Below are 16,357 nucleotides of genomic sequence, written 5' to 3'. Positions count from 1 at the left end.
GCAATGAAATTTGAGGGAATGTTGGCAGTCTAACTACGCCACTGAACCTTTCAAACGTCCGTCATTCCCGCATGTTGTAAGCGGGAATCTAGTGCCTTTTTGCTCTAAAAAAGAAAAGACGCTGGATTCCTGCCTTCGCAGGAATGACGATGTAAGCAATTTCAATGAGTTATAAAATTCACACATCAGGTAAATGATAAGGAAATATAACTTATTTATTGGTCCAGCGTTCCATCCAACCAAGAACATTAGCGTACCATTGCTCTAGGTTATCTGGGTTAAGGATCCAGTGATTTTCTTCTGGATAAATCAGTAATTCTGACGGAATATTATTACGCTGCATAAAGCTAAAGGCGGCTAATCCTTGTCCATAAGGTACACGGAAGTCTTTCTCACCATGAATGACCAACATTGGTGTTTTCCAGTTTTCAAGATAATTGACTGGATTAAACTTTTCATACAATTCTTTGTTGTCTTTATACTGGCCGCCAAATTCGTATTCAGGAAACCAAAGTTCTTCAGTTACGTGATACATAGAACGCATATCGAACAAACCAGCATGATTTACTAAGCATTTAAATCCATCACTCCAGTTGCCTTCGATCCAGTTCATCATGTAGCCACCGTAGGATCCCCCAAAGCACAAGCATTATTTACGTCAAGCCACTCTTGCTGCTGACCAACAGCAGCTAAACCTTTCTTAAGATCTACAAGTGGCTTGCCACCCCAATCTTTTGAAATTGAATCAGTAAACGCTTGACCATAACCAGTTGAGCCATGGAAGTCGACCATTACAACACCGTAACCTGCTCCGGCCCATAGTTGTGCATTCCAACGACCACTAAAACTATTACCAAATGAACCTTGTGGTCCGCCATGTACTAAAAATGCGACAGGATACTTTTTACCTGCTTCATAATTAGCAGGTTTAATCCAATATCCATAAACGGTTTCTTCGTTCCAGCCTTTAAAAGTAAATTGCTCGTATTCACCAAATTTAATTTTACTCAGCTTAGTTTCATTAACGTGCGTGACTTGAGTTAGGTTTTCACCGTCTAAATTAATGCTAAATACATCACTGGGTTGTGATAAGCTTTTATGAGCAAATATCGCTTTACCATCTACAACTGTAATTAGGCTATTTGAGCCTGAATTATATATTGGACGAACATCACCAAAATGGGTGTTCACCTCAAACATACTCACTTGACCAAGATCTTGAGCGGTAACATATAGTGTTTGCGCATCACTACCAAAAGTAAGTGAGCTAGGGCTTCGATCCCACAAAGGTGCGACTTCTTTAGTCTGACCCGTCACCATATCACGAAGCATAATGCCGTTGCGGTCCGCTTCAAACCCTGGCTTTTTCATTGCAAAATAAGCCATGTAACGACCATTATCTGAGAATGTTGGGTGCGAGTCCCATGCTTTGTTCTCTTCTGTTAAGTTGATCGTTTCGCCACCAGCTATCGGAACTTGCCACAAGTCATAGTTTGTTGTCCAAGCTTGATCTTTACTCGGGGCTTTTGCACTGTAAACAATATATTTTCCGTCTGGTGTGAAGGTTACTTCTTCCATGCCTGAAAACGGTTTAGGTGGCGTTTCTGTATCTAATCCTTGAGTTACATTAACGGTTTTAGAAAGCTTATTGCCATTGATCGAGGCTACGAATAGGTGATTACGAGCATGATCAAACCAAGTATCCCAGTGCCGAACCATCAACTGTTTGTAATTACGTCCTGATGATTTTCTCTCAGCTTCTTTTTCAAACTTATCTTTTGAGCAAGTTAAGGTTTTACATTCTGGGAATACTCGAATGCTCATAACCACTTGTTTTGTATCTGCAGATAACTTGTAATCATCAATACCTAATGCTAAATCTGAGATCTGAATAGCTTCACCACCATTTAATGACAGGTTGTAAAGCTGGCTTGAGCCATTTCTTGCTGCTAAAAAGTAAATTGACTTGTCGTCTTCAGCAAACTGTACACTGTGTTCTGTACCTTTTGCGCTAGTAAGTTGAAGAGGTTTTGCTTTGGGATTTTTAAGTTCAAGTAGATATAGATCTGATGATTTACTGCCATCTTCGGCTACTGTTTTTACAGCGTAAACTAAGGTCTTACCGTCATGGGAAACAGCTGTACTATGAAGCTTATTTAGATTAACTAAATGCTGAACGGTAAAAGAAGTTGCTTGTGTTTCTGCAGCATAAGTAAATATCGAAATGCTTGATAGTCCAAGCGCAATAGTCAGTGCTGAGTGCTTTATTGTTGTTTTAATCATCTTTTTCACTTTATTTTTTGAAATTGACTTTGAAGGGTTACCTTATCGAAACAAAATCGCTCAAGCAATTACTTGAGCGATATAATATTTAACTCTAAGGATTACTTTGCGTTAGCAATGTTAACTTTCCAAATTGCAGGGCCTGTTTCATGGGCATTTACGCCATTTGAATCAACAGCAACTGTCACTGGCATATCCACAACATCAAACTCATAAATGGCTTCCATACCTAAGTCTTCAAATGCTACTACTCGAGACTTCTTGATAGCTTTGGAAACTAAATAGGCTGCACCACCAACTGCCATTAAATACACTGCTTTATGTTTTTTAATTGATTCCACGGTAGCTGGGCCGCGTTCCGCTTTACCAATCATCCCCATTAAGCCTGTTTTTTCAAGCATCAAATCGGTGAATTTATCCATACGTGTTGCCGTTGTTGGGCCAGCTGGACCAACGACTTCGTTACCAACCGGATCAACCGGCCCAACGTAGTAAATAAATTTCCCTTTAAAGTCGACACCTTCTGGCAAACCTTCGCCGGATTCAATTAAGCTTTGGATACGTTTATGTGCCGCATCACGACCTGTGAGCATTTTACCGTTTAAAAGAATGGTATCGCCACTTTTCCATGTTTCAATCTCAGTTTGAGTCACGGTGTTTAAATCAACTCGACGGACATCATTGCCCACTTCACGAGTAATCTCCGGCCAGTCAGAAAGAGATGGAGGCGTTAAATCTGCTGCGCCAGTGCCATCTAGATGAAAATGCACATGTCTAGTGGCGGCACAATTTGGGATCATTACCACAGGTTTAGAAGCTGCGTGAGTCGGTGCAGTTTTGATTTTTACATCAAGCACCGTTGTTAATCCGCCCAAGCCTTGAGCACCTATACCTAAGTTATTAGAACGTTCGAAAATATCTAAACGAAGTTTATCTTCTGTTGTTTCAGCGCCATTTTTCAGCAAATCGTGAATATCTACACTTTCCATAAGTGCTTCTTTTGCCATGACAGCTGCTTTTTCGGCTGTGCCGCCAATGCCTATGCCCAACATTCCTGGTGGACACCAACCTGCTCCCATTGTTGGAAGTGTACGCTCTACCCACGCGGCCACATCGTCTGATGGGTTCAACATCGCCATTTTAGCTTTGTTTTCTGAGCCACCACCTTTGGCTGCTATGGCAACATCTACATGGTTTCCAACTACTGTCTCAATATGCACCACTGACGGCGTATTGTCTTTGGTGTTTTTGCGTGTTCCCGCAGGATCGGCAACAATTGATGCACGTAACGGATTATCAGGATTTAAATAAGCACGACGCACACCTTCATCAACCATTTGTTGAATCGTCATGTCCGTCTTGTCCCATTGAACGCCCATACCAACTTTGACAAACGTCGTTACGATTCCCGTATCTTGGCAAAGCGGACGTTTTCCTTCAGCTGACATACGCGAATTTATTAGAATTTGTGCGATTGCATCCTTCGCAGCAGCACTTTGCTCACGGTCATAAGCTTCAGCCATTGCATCAACAAAGTCTTTGGGGTGGTAATATGAAATATACTGCAAAGCGTCAGTAATGCTGTCGATAAAATCAGCTTGCTTAATTATTTTGTTAACAGAATTCTGTTGGTTTGATGTCATTTTACCTGCGCTCCAATGCCTGTTCGATTATTTTTATCATTATAGATGATTTAGCTATTGCTCTTTATGATACTATTTTCGAATTGTTCCAGCTATAAAATCTCGCTGTAAACTTCATTTTAGCGAGTACATACAAACGATAAAAAATAGGTTCATAAAATGGTTACAGGGATGTCAAATCCACTTGCAGTTAGAAAAATTGATATCAATTTAACTACAACAGAAATTTTTTCATTTTTTGCAAATAAACCTTGGGCCGTTTTACTCGACTCGGCTGACGCTAATCACCCTGATGCAAGTTACGACATTATTGCTTTTGACCCAATAGCGACACTTTGCACAGATGGTCAATTAACGACTTACACACCGATAAACCCCCTTCGCTGCCAAAGCAAAACAAAAGTAACCAGAGCTGAACAACCCTTTACTCTTCTACAAGAGTATCTAAATATACTTTATCCTGAAAAAAAACAATCTTCTCTTCCATTTTCAGGTGGTGTAATTGGATCGTTCAGTTACGACTTAGGCCGCCACATTGAATCGATCTCTCCTCTCTCTTTGCGTGATATCAATTTACCTGAAATGAATGTTGGATTTTACGACTGGTCACTTATTTATTGTTATGAACAGAATGAGTGGTTTCTTGTACATACCCAAGGTGAATCTGCGCTTAAAAAGACATTAGAATATTTATATACAGGGCTAAGCGTTCAACAGGCACCGCGTAGCCAATTCAATTTATCTACCCCGTGGAATACGCAAATAACCAAGAATGATTACACGTCAAAATTTAATACTATCCAAGATTATCTACAAAGTGGTGATTGTTATCAAATCAACTTAACTCAACGTTTCTGTGCTGATTACTTTGGCTGTGAATGGAACGCTTACTTAAAGCTTCGAGCCGAAAATAAAGCGCCTTTTTCTGCTTTTATGAAACTTGAACAGCATTCTATTCTTTCAATATCACCAGAACGATTTATCCAACTTGATGGTAAAAATATCCAAACAAAACCCATCAAAGGGACTTTACCAAGAGAGTCCAATCAAGCTTTAGATATTCAAGCGGCTAAAACGCTACAATCCTCTATCAAAGATCGGGCTGAAAACCTCATGATCACAGATTTACTCCGTAATGATTTAGGCAAAGTAGCTCAAGCAGGAACCGTAATAGTACCAAAACTTTTCGATATTGAAAGTTTTCCCGCTGTTCATCATTTAGTTTCCACAATTACGGCATGTTTAAAACCTGAGCTAGACGCCACAGATATTCTATTAGCCACTTTTCCTGGAGGTTCGATAACAGGCGCACCAAAAATCCGTGCTATGCAGATCATCGAAGAGCTTGAGCCAAGCCGAAGAAGTATTTATTGTGGTTCAATCGGTTATATAAGCCAAGATGGAAAAATGGATACCAGTATCACAATAAGAACCTTAGTCACCGAAGCCAATAAAATATACTGCTGGGCTGGAGGTGGAATTGTTGCGGATTCAAAAGTTGAAGCAGAGTACCAAGAAAGCTTTGATAAAGTGAGTCGTATTTTACCCATTTTGAGCCAATAAAAATTATTTATGAATGCAGAATCACTTGAACGACTATTTCATTTAAGCCCGCAACCCAAAAATGCGGACAGGTTTTGCATTCCTGATAAAATCGCAATCAATATAAAATACCGTGAATCAGCAGTCCTTGTTCCCTTAGTAGAGTTACAAGGTCAAATACACTTGTTTTTTACTCAACGTCCTATGTTTTTACAACATCACTCTGGTCAAATTTGCTTCCCCGGTGGAAAAGTAAAAAAAGAAGATAATAATATAATCACTACTGCCCTGAGGGAAACAGAAGAAGAAGTCGGGATTGTTAAAAAAAGAATTAAAGTACTCGGTAAATTACCCATCCAACACACATACACTGGCTTTAAAATTAATCCTGTTGTTGGAGTTATTAACAACCTACACAATTTAAACATTGACTCTAATGAGGTTGATAATTGCTTTACAGTTCCCCTTTTGGACTTTGCTAAAATAAATAATATTAAACCAATACGTACCTCTCAAAAAGGTATTGATTACGAAGTATTAGCCTATAAAGTTAACGGTAAAATAATTTGGGGAGTAACCGCCTCAATCATTCATGTACTTTGTTCAAAACTTGGCCTGATTACAAACGAATACTAGGGTCTGTTGATCATTCAGAATTAAATTTTGCGCTATTTGAGCATTTATTAGCCATTTCTGCAGGGTTATCGTTTTCTTATTTGGAATAACCAAACCTCACAAACTCTGCCTTGCATAAAATAACCAATTTATCGCTGCAAAAACAATCACGAAAATCAACAGACCCTAACGTCAAACATCATGTTCCCTGTTTTCGACTCTCAATCTCATTCTTTAACCTAGAAACATAGTTGACTGCGTTCTCAAGCGTAGAAAAAATGGCTGATAGTAAGGCCTAGCTTGCAGCAAGTAGTTATTCTACTTGCAAAAGTTACAACGCAGATAGCAGTCATTTTAGCAAGCTTGTGAGCGTAGAGCATTTCATTCATTGGGTGAAAAACATGATAATAAAATCATCGTATTGCTCAAACAGTTACTCGTATACTCAGCGTTCAACTGATGTTTTTAGGTTTAACACTGAAAACCGCTCAATTTACTGATTTTAGCGCTTGAGAAATGCTTAAAGCTCGGTAATATAGTCGTCCATTAATTATTAATCATCGTTTTGTTGGAGAATCAAGCAACAATGACTATCACATCAGTCGCTTCTGTTTTTGACGGAAAGCATCCAGTAGGTTCACAGGTTACCGTTCGCGGATGGGTAAGAACTCGTCGTGATTCTAAAGCCGGTATTTCTTTTTTAGCCGTTTATGATGGTTCTTGTTTTAATCCAATCCAAGGCGTGATCCCGAATACGCTTAATAATTACTCTGAAGAAGTACTTAAGCTTACTGCTGGTTGTTCTGTAATTATGACTGGAGACATTGTTGAGTCTCCAGGGGCTGGTCAAAACTTTGAAATGCATGTAACCAACGTTGAAGTAGTTGGCTGGGTAGATGATCCTGATACTTACCCAATGTCAGCCAAGCGTCACTCAATTGAACATTTGCGTGAACTCGCTCACTTACGCCCTAGAACAAACATTATTGGCGCCGTTTCTCGTGTACGTAATAGCTTATCGCAAGCCATTCACCGTTTTTATAATGAACAAGGTTTTATTTGGGCTTCAACCCCGCTCATCACAGCTTCTGACTGTGAAGGCGCTGGTGAAATGTTTCGAGTTTCAACTTTAGACATGGAAAATTTACCATTAACAGATAAAGGTCAAGTTGATTACGATAAAGACTTTTTTGGTAAAGAAGCATTTTTAACCGTATCTGGTCAGTTAAATGCTGAAACATATGCCTGTGCATTGTCAAAAGTTTACACTTTCGGACCAACCTTCCGTGCTGAAAACTCTAACACCAGTCGTCATCTTGCTGAGTTTTGGATGGTCGAGCCTGAAGTCGCGTTTGCCGATCTTGATGATGTCGCTGGTTTAGCTGAAGATATGTTGAAATATGCGTTTAAAGCTGCACTTGATGAGTGTCGTGATGATCTTGAATTCTTCGCTCAACGAGTTGATAAAACGGTTATCACCCGCTTAGAATCTTTTGTAGATTCAGATTTCGTTCAAATCGATTACACTGATGCAATCGACATTTTAAAAGCTTGTGATAAAAAGTTCGAATTTGCTGTAGATTGGGGCATCGATCTTCACTCTGAGCACGAACGATATTTAGCTGAAGAACATTTCAAAGCACCAGTTGTTGTTAAAAATTATCCGAAAGATATTAAAGCCTTTTATATGCGCTTAAATGATGATGGTAAAACGGTTGCTGCTATGGATGTACTTGCTCCAGGTATTGGTGAAATCATCGGTGGTGCACAGCGTGAAGAACGCCTAGATGTTCTTGATGCTCGTTTGGACGAGATGAATTTAGATAAAGAAGATTATTGGTGGTACAGGGATTTACGCCGCTATGGCACTGTACCACATGCTGGCTTTGGTCTTGGTTTTGAACGCTTAGTTTCGTACGTAACAGGTGTATCAAACATCCGAGATGTGATCCCATTTCCAAGAGCAGCAAAAAGCGCTAATTTCTAAAGTTAATACGCTAAAAAAGTTAAGAAGATTCAGTTATGCTGAACTTCTTAGCTTTTTCTTCTTAGTTCTTTCATTGTTTGTAATTGCAACTGTTTTGAGTTTCTCCGTTTTATTAATTGATATAACTCATTCTTCTTTCCCTGCTCTAACAGGTCAAAACTTTCATCTAGAAAATTACACATTTTAGTCTGAGATTTAGTGTATGCCTCTGGTTTTGCAATATCATCTCTTGAAACCAAAGATCCGTCGTTATATACCACCCCACCTTTTGCTAACATTAATTCAAATAATTTTTTTGAAATTGGGGTAGACGAGCGCTTTATAAAATACCTTTCTTTTAATGAGAATGGGTCGTCAGGAAATGAAGACATTAATTCAGGAGGAATTTCGATACCCACATGTTTATCTAGTAACATTAACGTTTCATTATCTAAATAATGAAAACCAAGCCTCAAAAACTCAATTTCTTGTTGTTGTTCATTTGTGAGTTCTTCATAAGGAATAATATCACTTTGTTCAAAAAGCTTTGTAGGCTCAGACCTTCTTATCAGGTGACTAACTTGCTCTTTTGCTAATGGCTTTTCTATCCCTTGAATAAATACAGGATCTCTCAAAGGCCTACCTCTAGCACCATCAATATCTTGTGAGATTAATTTACAAGGAAGTGATAATCCTAAATGGTAGTCAAGTTCTCCATATCTTTCAGTGTCCAGTAACTTAAAGCCTTTATAATAGAATTGAATTTTTTTCTTCTGCTCTAATGAGTATTCATTTGGTGATTGCAAATCTCGATAGTTATATGGTTTTTTGGTATTAGTGTTAATCGCTCCTCTTTTTATCAATTCCCTCATCTGCCGTGCTGATATCGGTAATAAACTGCCTTTTAACCAGATTGGATCACGTAATGAAGTTGCTTTCACACCAGATACTTTTCGTGACATAAGTTTTTCTGGTATTTTTCTATGACGTTCAATCAAACTGTCCAAGTTTTCATAACCTTCTATATATTTCAAGCCTTTATAAGGATTTGGTTTTTCAGTGGAAATAGAGCGAAGTGTTCTTCTTGGAAAAATGAGATCTACAGCCAAAACGTGTATTGGTTCCATTGTGTCAAACTCGCCATCGAAAACTTGATAAGAATGTACAGTACTGTTATAAGATTTCACACTTTGTTCTAATAACCGAGAAGATTCGCGACGTTGGGCAACCTCTACATAATAATCTAAACTATATTTTGGCATATTTCTTTGACCTGAAAGTAAATGACTTACTACTGAAGCTAATAATTCTTCTTCGTTTGTTCTTGCTGCATCAGTATCACTGCCTTCAAAAGATACGACAGAACTTGCTCTATCCTCACTTTCAGTTGAAATGCCTGAATCGGCGGAAGTGTCGAGATTCGGTGTATAATTCTCTTTAACAAGCCCTTCGCCATTTTCCTCAGTCGACAATAAATTGCTGGCTCCAAAAGAGACGACAGGGCTTATTCTACCCTCACTTTCAGTTGAAATGCCTGAATCGGCATAAGTGTCGAGATTCGGTGTATAATTCTCTTTAACAAGCCCTTCGCCATTTTCATCAGTCGACAATAAGGTTGATGTTGAAGTAGCCCTACTTAGTCGAGTCTGACTACTACTTTCACACCCAAGTTTTGTGATGTTATCCCAAGAGTTACTTAAAGACGGGCAACTTCTGTCTGTGCTTAATTTGTGAAAACCATCAACGGCATTTTTGATAGAAGACATTCCTGCCGGGGTTTCAACCGATATTAATCTATTTTTTTTACTAGCAACACTCTCTACTTCATAAGCAACAAACCCAGTATCAAATCCCTCGGATGAAACTACAGTTTCCGTATACATGAGTTGAGTATTACCCTCATCGCTAAGTAATTGTCTACTAACTGACATATAATGTACCGTAATGAATTATGTAACGAATTATAAATTAGTGAGTAACACTAAAATAAAAACTCCCATATTCTATTTTTAGACTATAAATCCCCAACTGACGAGTGAAACTTAATTCATCTCAAGTACTTTAATTAAGCCAAAAAGTCAGGGAATGAAACATCATATGACTGAATTAACTTAGACTTCCAACAGCGGTTTTTAAAGATAAAACAATTCAGTAAAAAAAAATGAGTATATTCACTTCAAAAATATCAATTACTGTACAGCTTGCACTCTAATAAGTGTTATTGTGAACATAACATGAGCACTTAACAGCTTAATTACACTTTTTTTCAATACGCGAGTTGACTCACTCCAAAGACCGTTTTAATATGCGCTCCGTTCTCAAAGAGAAGAAGTAAACGATTCCCCTGTAGTTCAGTTGGTAGAACGGCGGACTGTTAATCCGTATGTCACTGGTTCGAGTCCAGTCTGGGGAGCCATTCTTTTGATTTGTTAACATATATAAGTATATTCCCCTGTAGTTCAGTTGGTAGAACGGCGGACTGTTAATCCGTATGTCACTGGTTCGAGTCCAGTCTGGGGAGCCATATTTATAAATATATATTCGATTCCCCTGTAGTTCAGTTGGTAGAACGGCGGACTGTTAATCCGTATGTCACTGGTTCAAGTCCAGTCTGGGGAGCCATTTATATAAGATTTTAAATTAGTTATTCCCCTGTAGTTCAGTTGGTAGAACGGCGGACTGTTAATCCGTATGTCACTGGTTCGAGTCCAGTCTGGGGAGCCAACTAAATTCAAATAAAATTTCATATACCATTCCCCTGTAGTTCAGTTGGTAGAACGGCGGACTGTTAATCCGTATGTCACTGGTTCGAGTCCAGTCTGGGGAGCCATCTCCTTCTTATCTCAATTGTTTCAAAAAAATTAATCTAATTACTTATTTAGTTCCTCAAAGAAAGTCGTTACAATGCTATATTCATGGAAATTGAATTCAATGAGATAAAGCAAATGATTGCGGCAAAAGCTATTGAACTCATAGAACAAAACTTACGCCATAATATGAATAGGCATAAGTTTTTATGTAAAATCTGAAGGATCGGATTACTTATGTTCACGTCAAAAATTTATCAATTTTTTTTATTAGTACTTTTCAGTACGGTTACAGTGCTCGCTTTACATTATCAAAAAAGTAAATTAGATACTGTAGGCTCTCTAGCTATTTCCCAATATCAGCAATCAATTAAAGAAATAAAAACTTGGGAAGGAACTGGAAAGGCACTCTACAAAGAACTGTCTACACATAATCTGATTCGTTTTTTTCAGTATATCGACCCACAAAATAGCGATAACAACTACACTTCTGGTCAAATTTTATCAAAAGAGAAGCATTTGCTGTCATATTTTCTGCCTGATAATTTTGGGATGACTTCTTCGATAAAACCGGGGCGCTTACAAGTAAAACTTGAACTCGGAACTGAAAGACAAAAAATACTAAATGAAACTAAAATATTACTGATTGCCCTCGTTGTTATGTATTTCACTGCTGCTATTGTGGCTTATATTTGTTTCCGAGACAAAAAACTATTAATCAAATTTTTAGCAGAAATTATCAATGATATTCCTAATTCAAAAAACCTTCATCACATTAGATTACCAAGAAATTATCAGCCGATTATTGAATCTGTAAATAATTGTAGAAATTTAATCGCGAGCAAATTTGATCTTATCATTCAAGAAAATGAAAAACTCAACCGAAATGTTTTTGTCGATGACATTACAAAATTAAAAAGCCGGCAAAAATTTTCTCATTATTTAACGAGCATTCGTGATGAAGTAAAGCCCGTATTTGGTTGTATGATTTTCTTACGTGCTAGTGAATTATCAAGCATAAATCATGAACGAGGAAGAACGTCAGGTGATCAATATTTAATTAAAATTGCAAATATTTTAACAGAAGTTACAAAAAAACACCCTGATTCCGATCATTTTAGGATTTCAAGCGCTGAATTTGCTGTTGTACTTCCAAATTTATCCTTTAATGACTCTAAAAAGCTCCTAGAGTCACTTAAAGCTACATTAGATGAATATCAACAGACGCTAAAAGCACAATCGGCGGGTCATGTTGGGTTAATACCGTACAAGAGTGGATCACAACCTTCATCTCTCGTTGCGATGGCTGACACAGCCATCAGCATTGCTCAAACATTAGGACCAAATGCTTATCATGCAACAAAAGAGCTTAATTCTGATGAGCAAATTGGAGATAATCGGTGGAAAATTACAATACAAAATATTCTAAAACGTCGAACTCTAACTTTTTATCAGCAACCTATCCAATCTTGTCGTAATAATACAAAGTCAATATTTTATCAGGAACTGTTGACACGATTCTCAAATAGAGAAGGTAAAGCTTTACCGACGGCAGCTGTAATAGCTATGGCAGAGCGACATGGGCTGATCATTGAACTTGATAAGATGATAATCGAAAATGTCTTAAAGTTAGTTAAACACAACCCTAAATTAAACTCTACTTATGGCATAAACATTAGCGCAGCCTCTGCCTTACAACCAAGTTTTATTGCTTGGATGAAAGATCTTTTTAAACAACATCCAAAACTCGCTTCCAAGATAATTTTAGAAATTAAAGAAACTGGTATGCAGACAAATGTGTTAGCTGCGGCAAACTTCGTAGATCAAGCCCATAAAATAGGCGCTAGAGTTTCTATTGAGAGTTTCGGAACCGGATTTACAGCGTTCAAATTTTTTAAAGACATTCGTCCCGACTTTGTCAAATTGGATAGCAGCTTTACACGAGAAATCGAATCTGACGAAGAAAATAAATTTTTTGTTAAAATGATGGTCGATATTGCTCGGCGTATTAACGTACCGGTAATCGCTACAAGCATTGAGAGTCAATCCGAAAAACAGGAACTAGAGAAACTTCTTGTTGACGGCTTACAAGGTTTCTATATTTCTACACCCAAAAAGTTAATGCCTTCATAGAAAAGTAGAATGCTTGCGCACTTTTTAGGCAAAACAACACATTGTTTTTCGTCACTATGTTGTTTCTATATTGAGAAAAGCCGATAATATAAGATAATTTATTTATACTCTGCGGCTTGTAATGACAGAATATCTGATACTGCTTATCAGTACGGTGCTTGTAAACAATTTTGTTTTAGTGAAATTCTTAGGGCTTTGCCCTTTTATGGGAGTTTCAAGCAAACTGGAGTCAGCGATTGGGATGTCAATGGCGACAACATTTGTTTTAACTCTAGCATCGGTTTTAAGCTACTTAGTAAATTCATATTTGCTAATCCCTTTCGATTTAGGGTACCTGCGTACTATTAGCTTTATTCTTGTGATTGCTGTTGTAGTACAATTCACTGAAATGGTCGTACAAAAAACCAGCTCCACTCTGTATAGAGCTTTAGGGATCTATCTTCCTCTCATTACCACAAATTGCGCTGTGTTAGGCGTAGCATTACTAAATGTTAACGAAAAACATAACTTTTTAGAATCAGCGGTATATGGATTCGGTGCAGCCGTAGGGTTTTCTCTGGTATTAATATTGTTTTCTGCAATGCGAGAGCGCCTCGCTGCAGCTGATATTCCAATGCCTTTTAAAGGTGGGGCTATCGGCATGGTAACTGCTGGGCTTATGTCTTTAGCCTTTATGGGCTTCACAGGATTGGTTAAATAATGATTGTAGATATCCTTACCGCGGTCATTATTTTATCGCTCATCGCATTAATCTTCGGCATAGGATTGGGTTATGCCTCACAAAAATTTAAAGTCGAAGGTAACCCTGTTATCGATCAATTAGATTCAACCTTGCCACAAACCCAATGTGGTCAATGTGGCTATCCTGGTTGCCGACCTTACGCTGAAGCTATTTCCAATGGAGAGAAAATCAACAAATGTCCTCCAGGTGGTACAGCTACAATGGAAAAGCTTGCCAGCATCATGGGCGTTGACCCAGAGCCATTAAATGCAAGTAAAGAAACCCAAATAAAGAAGGTTGCATTTATCCGAGAAGATGAGTGCATCGGTTGTACTAAGTGTATACAAGCCTGCCCTGTCGATGCCATTCTTGGTGCTGGCAAAGTCATGCATACTATTATCGAAAAAAACTGTACGGGCTGTGACTTGTGTGTCGAACCTTGCCCTGTTGATTGTATTGATATGATCCCAGTTGAAACAAATCTTACAAATTGGGATTGGCGCTTAAATTCAATCCCCATTAAGTTGTTGCAAGAGGAAAACAAGTGCTAACGTTATTGGATCAAATTGACCAAGGAACACTATGGCCAGTACCTGGTGGTATTCACCCTCAAGGTAATAAGCGTACATCCAATCAAACTCATATAGAGCGAATCAAATTAGCTTCAGAGTATGTGATTCCTATTCCTACACTTGGGCAAAACTGCACGTTAGCGGTCAAAGTTGGCACTAATGTTTTTAAAGGTACGCCACTTACTGAAGGAGCAGCTCATCTTCCAAGTCATTCACCAACCTCTGGAACAGTAGTTGCAATAGAGCCTCGTCCTAGCAACCATCCATCTGGTATATTAGTTGTTAGTGTAGTTATCTCTGCTGATGGCAAAGATCAATGGGACGTAAATTTAAATTGTGAGGATTACTCGACAAAAACCAACAATGAAATCTTAAAACGTATTCAGCAATCTGGAATAGCAGGTATGGGTGGTGCTGCGTTCCCAAGTCATATAAAACTCGATCCTGTCAGTGATGTAGAGCTCGTCATCATAAACGGTGTTGAGTGTGAGCCATATATTACCTCTGACGATCGATTAATGAGAGAGTATTCTGACGATATTATTCATGGAATTGAAATAATTAATCGATTAATTGAGCCTGAAAGGATTGTTATTGCGATTGAGGATAATAAACCTGAAGCCATAAAAGTTATGGCTAAGTCATTAGCAAAGAGTGAAGTTCTATCGCCGATTTCGCGAGTGACTTCTGTGCCAACTAAATACCCTTCTGGTGGCGAAAAACAATTAATTCAAATTATCACAGGTAAGGAAGTCCCATCTGGCGGCATTCCTGCTCAATTAGGTGTTTTGGTTCATAATGTTGCCACAGCAAAAGCAATAGCTAAAGCCGTGGTAGACGGGAAACCTTTAATAGAAAGAGTTGTCACTGTCACAGGCGAGAGTCTTCAGCGGCCTGGGAATTACTGGGTACCCATTGGTACACCTGTTGAACATTTACTCAGATACGCTGAATATAAAGAAGAATTAGGACTACCAATTATTGTAGGTGGACCAATGATGGGCTACGAATTAAGAAACCCAAACGCGCCTATTTTAAAAGGTTCTAACTGCATTTTAGCGCCTAGTAGCAACGAAATGACACCTGAACCAAACGAGAAGGCATGCATTCGTTGTGGAGAATGCGCAGTAGCTTGCCCTGCAAAATTATTACCTCAACAATTATTTTGGCATTCTAAAGCTGAAGAGTATGACAAAGCAGCAAGTTATAATCTTAAGGATTGTATTGAGTGCGGTTGTTGTAGTTACGTTTGCCCTTCCGATATTCCATTGGTTGAATATTATCGAGTTGCAAAATCTGCAATAAAAGCTGAAGCACAAAGTAAGCTTGAAGCTGAACAAGCTAAAAAGCGATTCGATGAACGCCTCGCTCGATTAGAAAAAGAAAAGTTAGCACGAGAAGAAAAGTCCAAACAGGCTGCAGCTAGAAGACAATCTAGCATGTCAGGTAAAGATAAAAATGCCGTTGCTGAAGCTTTAGCTCGTATTCAGGCCAAAAAATCAACGCAAGAGGATGACTCTCAATCGAAAGTTGCTGCAGCAATAGCTCGCGCTAAAGCTAAAAAACTGGCGGCTAATAAATCACTTGATCAGAATACCGAGATTGAAAGTAATGGCACTCAAGATAGAAAGGAAAATGTCGCGGCGGCAATAGCACGAGCAAAAGCTAAGAAGCTTGCTACTAGTGAGGCGAATGATACAAACTCTGAGAGCGCAGGCAACGGTGCTCAAGATAAAAAAGAAAAAATTGCGGCAGCAGTAGCACGAGCAAAAGCTAAGAAGCTTGCTGCGAGTAAATCGATTGAGGCAAACTCTGAGAGCGCAGACAATAGTGCCCAAGCTAAAAAAGAACAGATCGCCGCTGCTGTAGCAAAGGCAAAAACCAAAAAACAGGCAAAGCTTGATGCTCAAAATTCAGAGGCTCTGCTCTCCTCTAATAAAAGCGAAACAAATGAAGTCAGCCCAGCTAACGAAAATAGTGACAAAAAAGCTAAAATTGCCGCTGCTGTAGCTAAAGCAAAGTTACGAGCCAAACAAAAAACAGCAGCTAAAGCTGCTGACGAGGAGCAATAAACC

General features: G+C 38.6%; 9 protein-coding genes, 5 tRNA genes and 1 pseudogene. 12 read left to right on the top strand and 3 right to left on the bottom strand.

The genetic code is table 11. The features are described from left to right. Positions 1-211 precede the first annotated feature (211 nt). A pseudogene (locus E2I05_RS09605) lies at positions 212-2,283 on the bottom strand (S9 family peptidase). A 101-nt stretch (positions 2,284-2,384) separates the two neighbouring features. Further along, on the bottom strand, positions 2,385-3,926 hold the full coding sequence (locus E2I05_RS09600; RefSeq protein ID WP_121853646.1) for a fumarate hydratase: 1,542 nt from the start codon (positions 3,924-3,926) through the stop codon (positions 2,385-2,387). Positions 3,927-4,085: 159 nt separating this feature from the next. Between E2I05_RS09600 and pabB the strand changes: the two genes are divergently transcribed. The 3 genes from pabB to asnS all read left to right on the top strand — a co-directional run bounded on the left by pabB (position 4,086) and on the right by asnS (position 8,070). Continuing rightward, positions 4,086-5,489, top strand: coding sequence for an aminodeoxychorismate synthase component I (gene pabB, locus E2I05_RS09595; RefSeq protein ID WP_121853645.1), 1,404 nt, complete (start codon positions 4,086-4,088; stop codon positions 5,487-5,489). 9 nt (positions 5,490-5,498) lie between these two features. Next, positions 5,499-6,104: a CoA pyrophosphatase gene (locus E2I05_RS09590; RefSeq protein WP_121853644.1), complete on the top strand. Its 606-nt coding sequence runs from the start codon at positions 5,499-5,501 to the stop codon at positions 6,102-6,104. Positions 6,105-6,669: 565 nt separating this feature from the next. Continuing rightward, positions 6,670-8,070 (top strand): asparagine--tRNA ligase, encoded by a 1,401-nt coding sequence (gene asnS, locus E2I05_RS09585; RefSeq protein WP_121853643.1) that lies wholly within the window; start codon positions 6,670-6,672, stop codon positions 8,068-8,070. A 47-nt stretch (positions 8,071-8,117) separates the two neighbouring features. On the opposite strand, the gene E2I05_RS09580 is transcribed toward asnS, so the two are convergent. Continuing rightward, positions 8,118-9,980, bottom strand: a complete 1,863-nt coding sequence (locus tag E2I05_RS09580) for a hypothetical protein (protein WP_121853642.1) — start codon at positions 9,978-9,980, stop codon at positions 8,118-8,120. 409 nt (positions 9,981-10,389) lie between these two features. On the opposite strand from E2I05_RS09580, the gene E2I05_RS09575 reads away from it, so the two are divergent. The 9 genes from E2I05_RS09575 to rsxC all read left to right on the top strand — a co-directional run bounded on the left by E2I05_RS09575 (position 10,390) and on the right by rsxC (position 16,354). After that, a tRNA-Asn gene (locus E2I05_RS09575) sits at positions 10,390-10,465 on the top strand. 32 nt (positions 10,466-10,497) lie between these two features. Continuing rightward, a tRNA-Asn gene (locus E2I05_RS09570) sits at positions 10,498-10,573 on the top strand. 22 nt (positions 10,574-10,595) lie between these two features. Further along, a tRNA-Asn gene (locus E2I05_RS09565) sits at positions 10,596-10,671 on the top strand. Between the two features lie 26 nt (positions 10,672-10,697). After that, a tRNA-Asn gene (locus tag E2I05_RS09560) sits at positions 10,698-10,773 on the top strand. Between the two features lie 30 nt (positions 10,774-10,803). Further along, positions 10,804-10,879: transfer RNA gene (locus tag E2I05_RS09555), tRNA-Asn, on the top strand. Between the two features lie 214 nt (positions 10,880-11,093). Further along, positions 11,094-12,989 (top strand): EAL domain-containing protein, encoded by a 1,896-nt coding sequence (locus E2I05_RS09550; RefSeq protein ID WP_121853641.1) that lies wholly within the window; start codon positions 11,094-11,096, stop codon positions 12,987-12,989. A 121-nt stretch (positions 12,990-13,110) separates the two neighbouring features. Then, positions 13,111-13,689 carry an electron transport complex subunit RsxA gene (rsxA, locus tag E2I05_RS09545; RefSeq protein ID WP_121853640.1) on the top strand — a complete coding sequence of 193 codons (579 nt, stop codon included), beginning with the start codon at positions 13,111-13,113 and terminating at the stop codon, positions 13,687-13,689. Continuing rightward, positions 13,689-14,261, top strand: coding sequence for an electron transport complex subunit RsxB (gene rsxB, locus E2I05_RS09540; protein ID WP_165905489.1), 573 nt, complete (start codon positions 13,689-13,691; stop codon positions 14,259-14,261). The genes rsxA and rsxB overlap by 1 nt, the downstream gene beginning before the upstream one ends. Next, a complete protein-coding gene (rsxC, locus tag E2I05_RS09535) occupies positions 14,255-16,354 on the top strand; it encodes an electron transport complex subunit RsxC (protein WP_121853639.1) in 2,100 nt (699 codons plus the stop codon). The genes rsxB and rsxC overlap by 7 nt, the downstream gene beginning before the upstream one ends. Positions 16,355-16,357 lie beyond the last annotated feature (3 nt).

The organism is Parashewanella spongiae (assembly GCF_004358345.1).
GTDB classification, from domain to species: domain Bacteria; phylum Pseudomonadota; class Gammaproteobacteria; order Enterobacterales; family Shewanellaceae; genus Parashewanella; species Parashewanella spongiae.
The sequence above is the reverse complement of the archived record's forward strand: the minus strand, read 5'-3'. Positions and strand labels throughout refer to the sequence as shown.

What these genes read in the sequence shown, in the direction of transcription:
- E2I05_RS09600 (WP_121853646.1), bottom strand. Translation starts at nt 3,926, where the DNA reads ATGACATCAAACCAACAGAATTCTGTTAACAAAATAATTAAGCAAGCT.
- pabB (WP_121853645.1), top strand. Translation starts at nt 4,086, where the DNA reads ATGGTTACAGGGATGTCAAATCCACTTGCAGTTAGAAAAATTGATATC.
- E2I05_RS09590 (WP_121853644.1), top strand. Translation starts at nt 5,499, where the DNA reads ATGAATGCAGAATCACTTGAACGACTATTTCATTTAAGCCCGCAACCC.
- asnS (WP_121853643.1), top strand. Translation starts at nt 6,670, where the DNA reads ATGACTATCACATCAGTCGCTTCTGTTTTTGACGGAAAGCATCCAGTA.
- E2I05_RS09580 (WP_121853642.1), bottom strand. Translation starts at nt 9,980, where the DNA reads ATGTCAGTTAGTAGACAATTACTTAGCGATGAGGGTAATACTCAACTC.
- E2I05_RS09550 (WP_121853641.1), top strand. Translation starts at nt 11,094, where the DNA reads ATGTTCACGTCAAAAATTTATCAATTTTTTTTATTAGTACTTTTCAGT.
- rsxA (WP_121853640.1), top strand. Translation starts at nt 13,111, where the DNA reads ATGACAGAATATCTGATACTGCTTATCAGTACGGTGCTTGTAAACAAT.
- rsxB (WP_165905489.1), top strand. Translation starts at nt 13,689, where the DNA reads ATGATTGTAGATATCCTTACCGCGGTCATTATTTTATCGCTCATCGCA.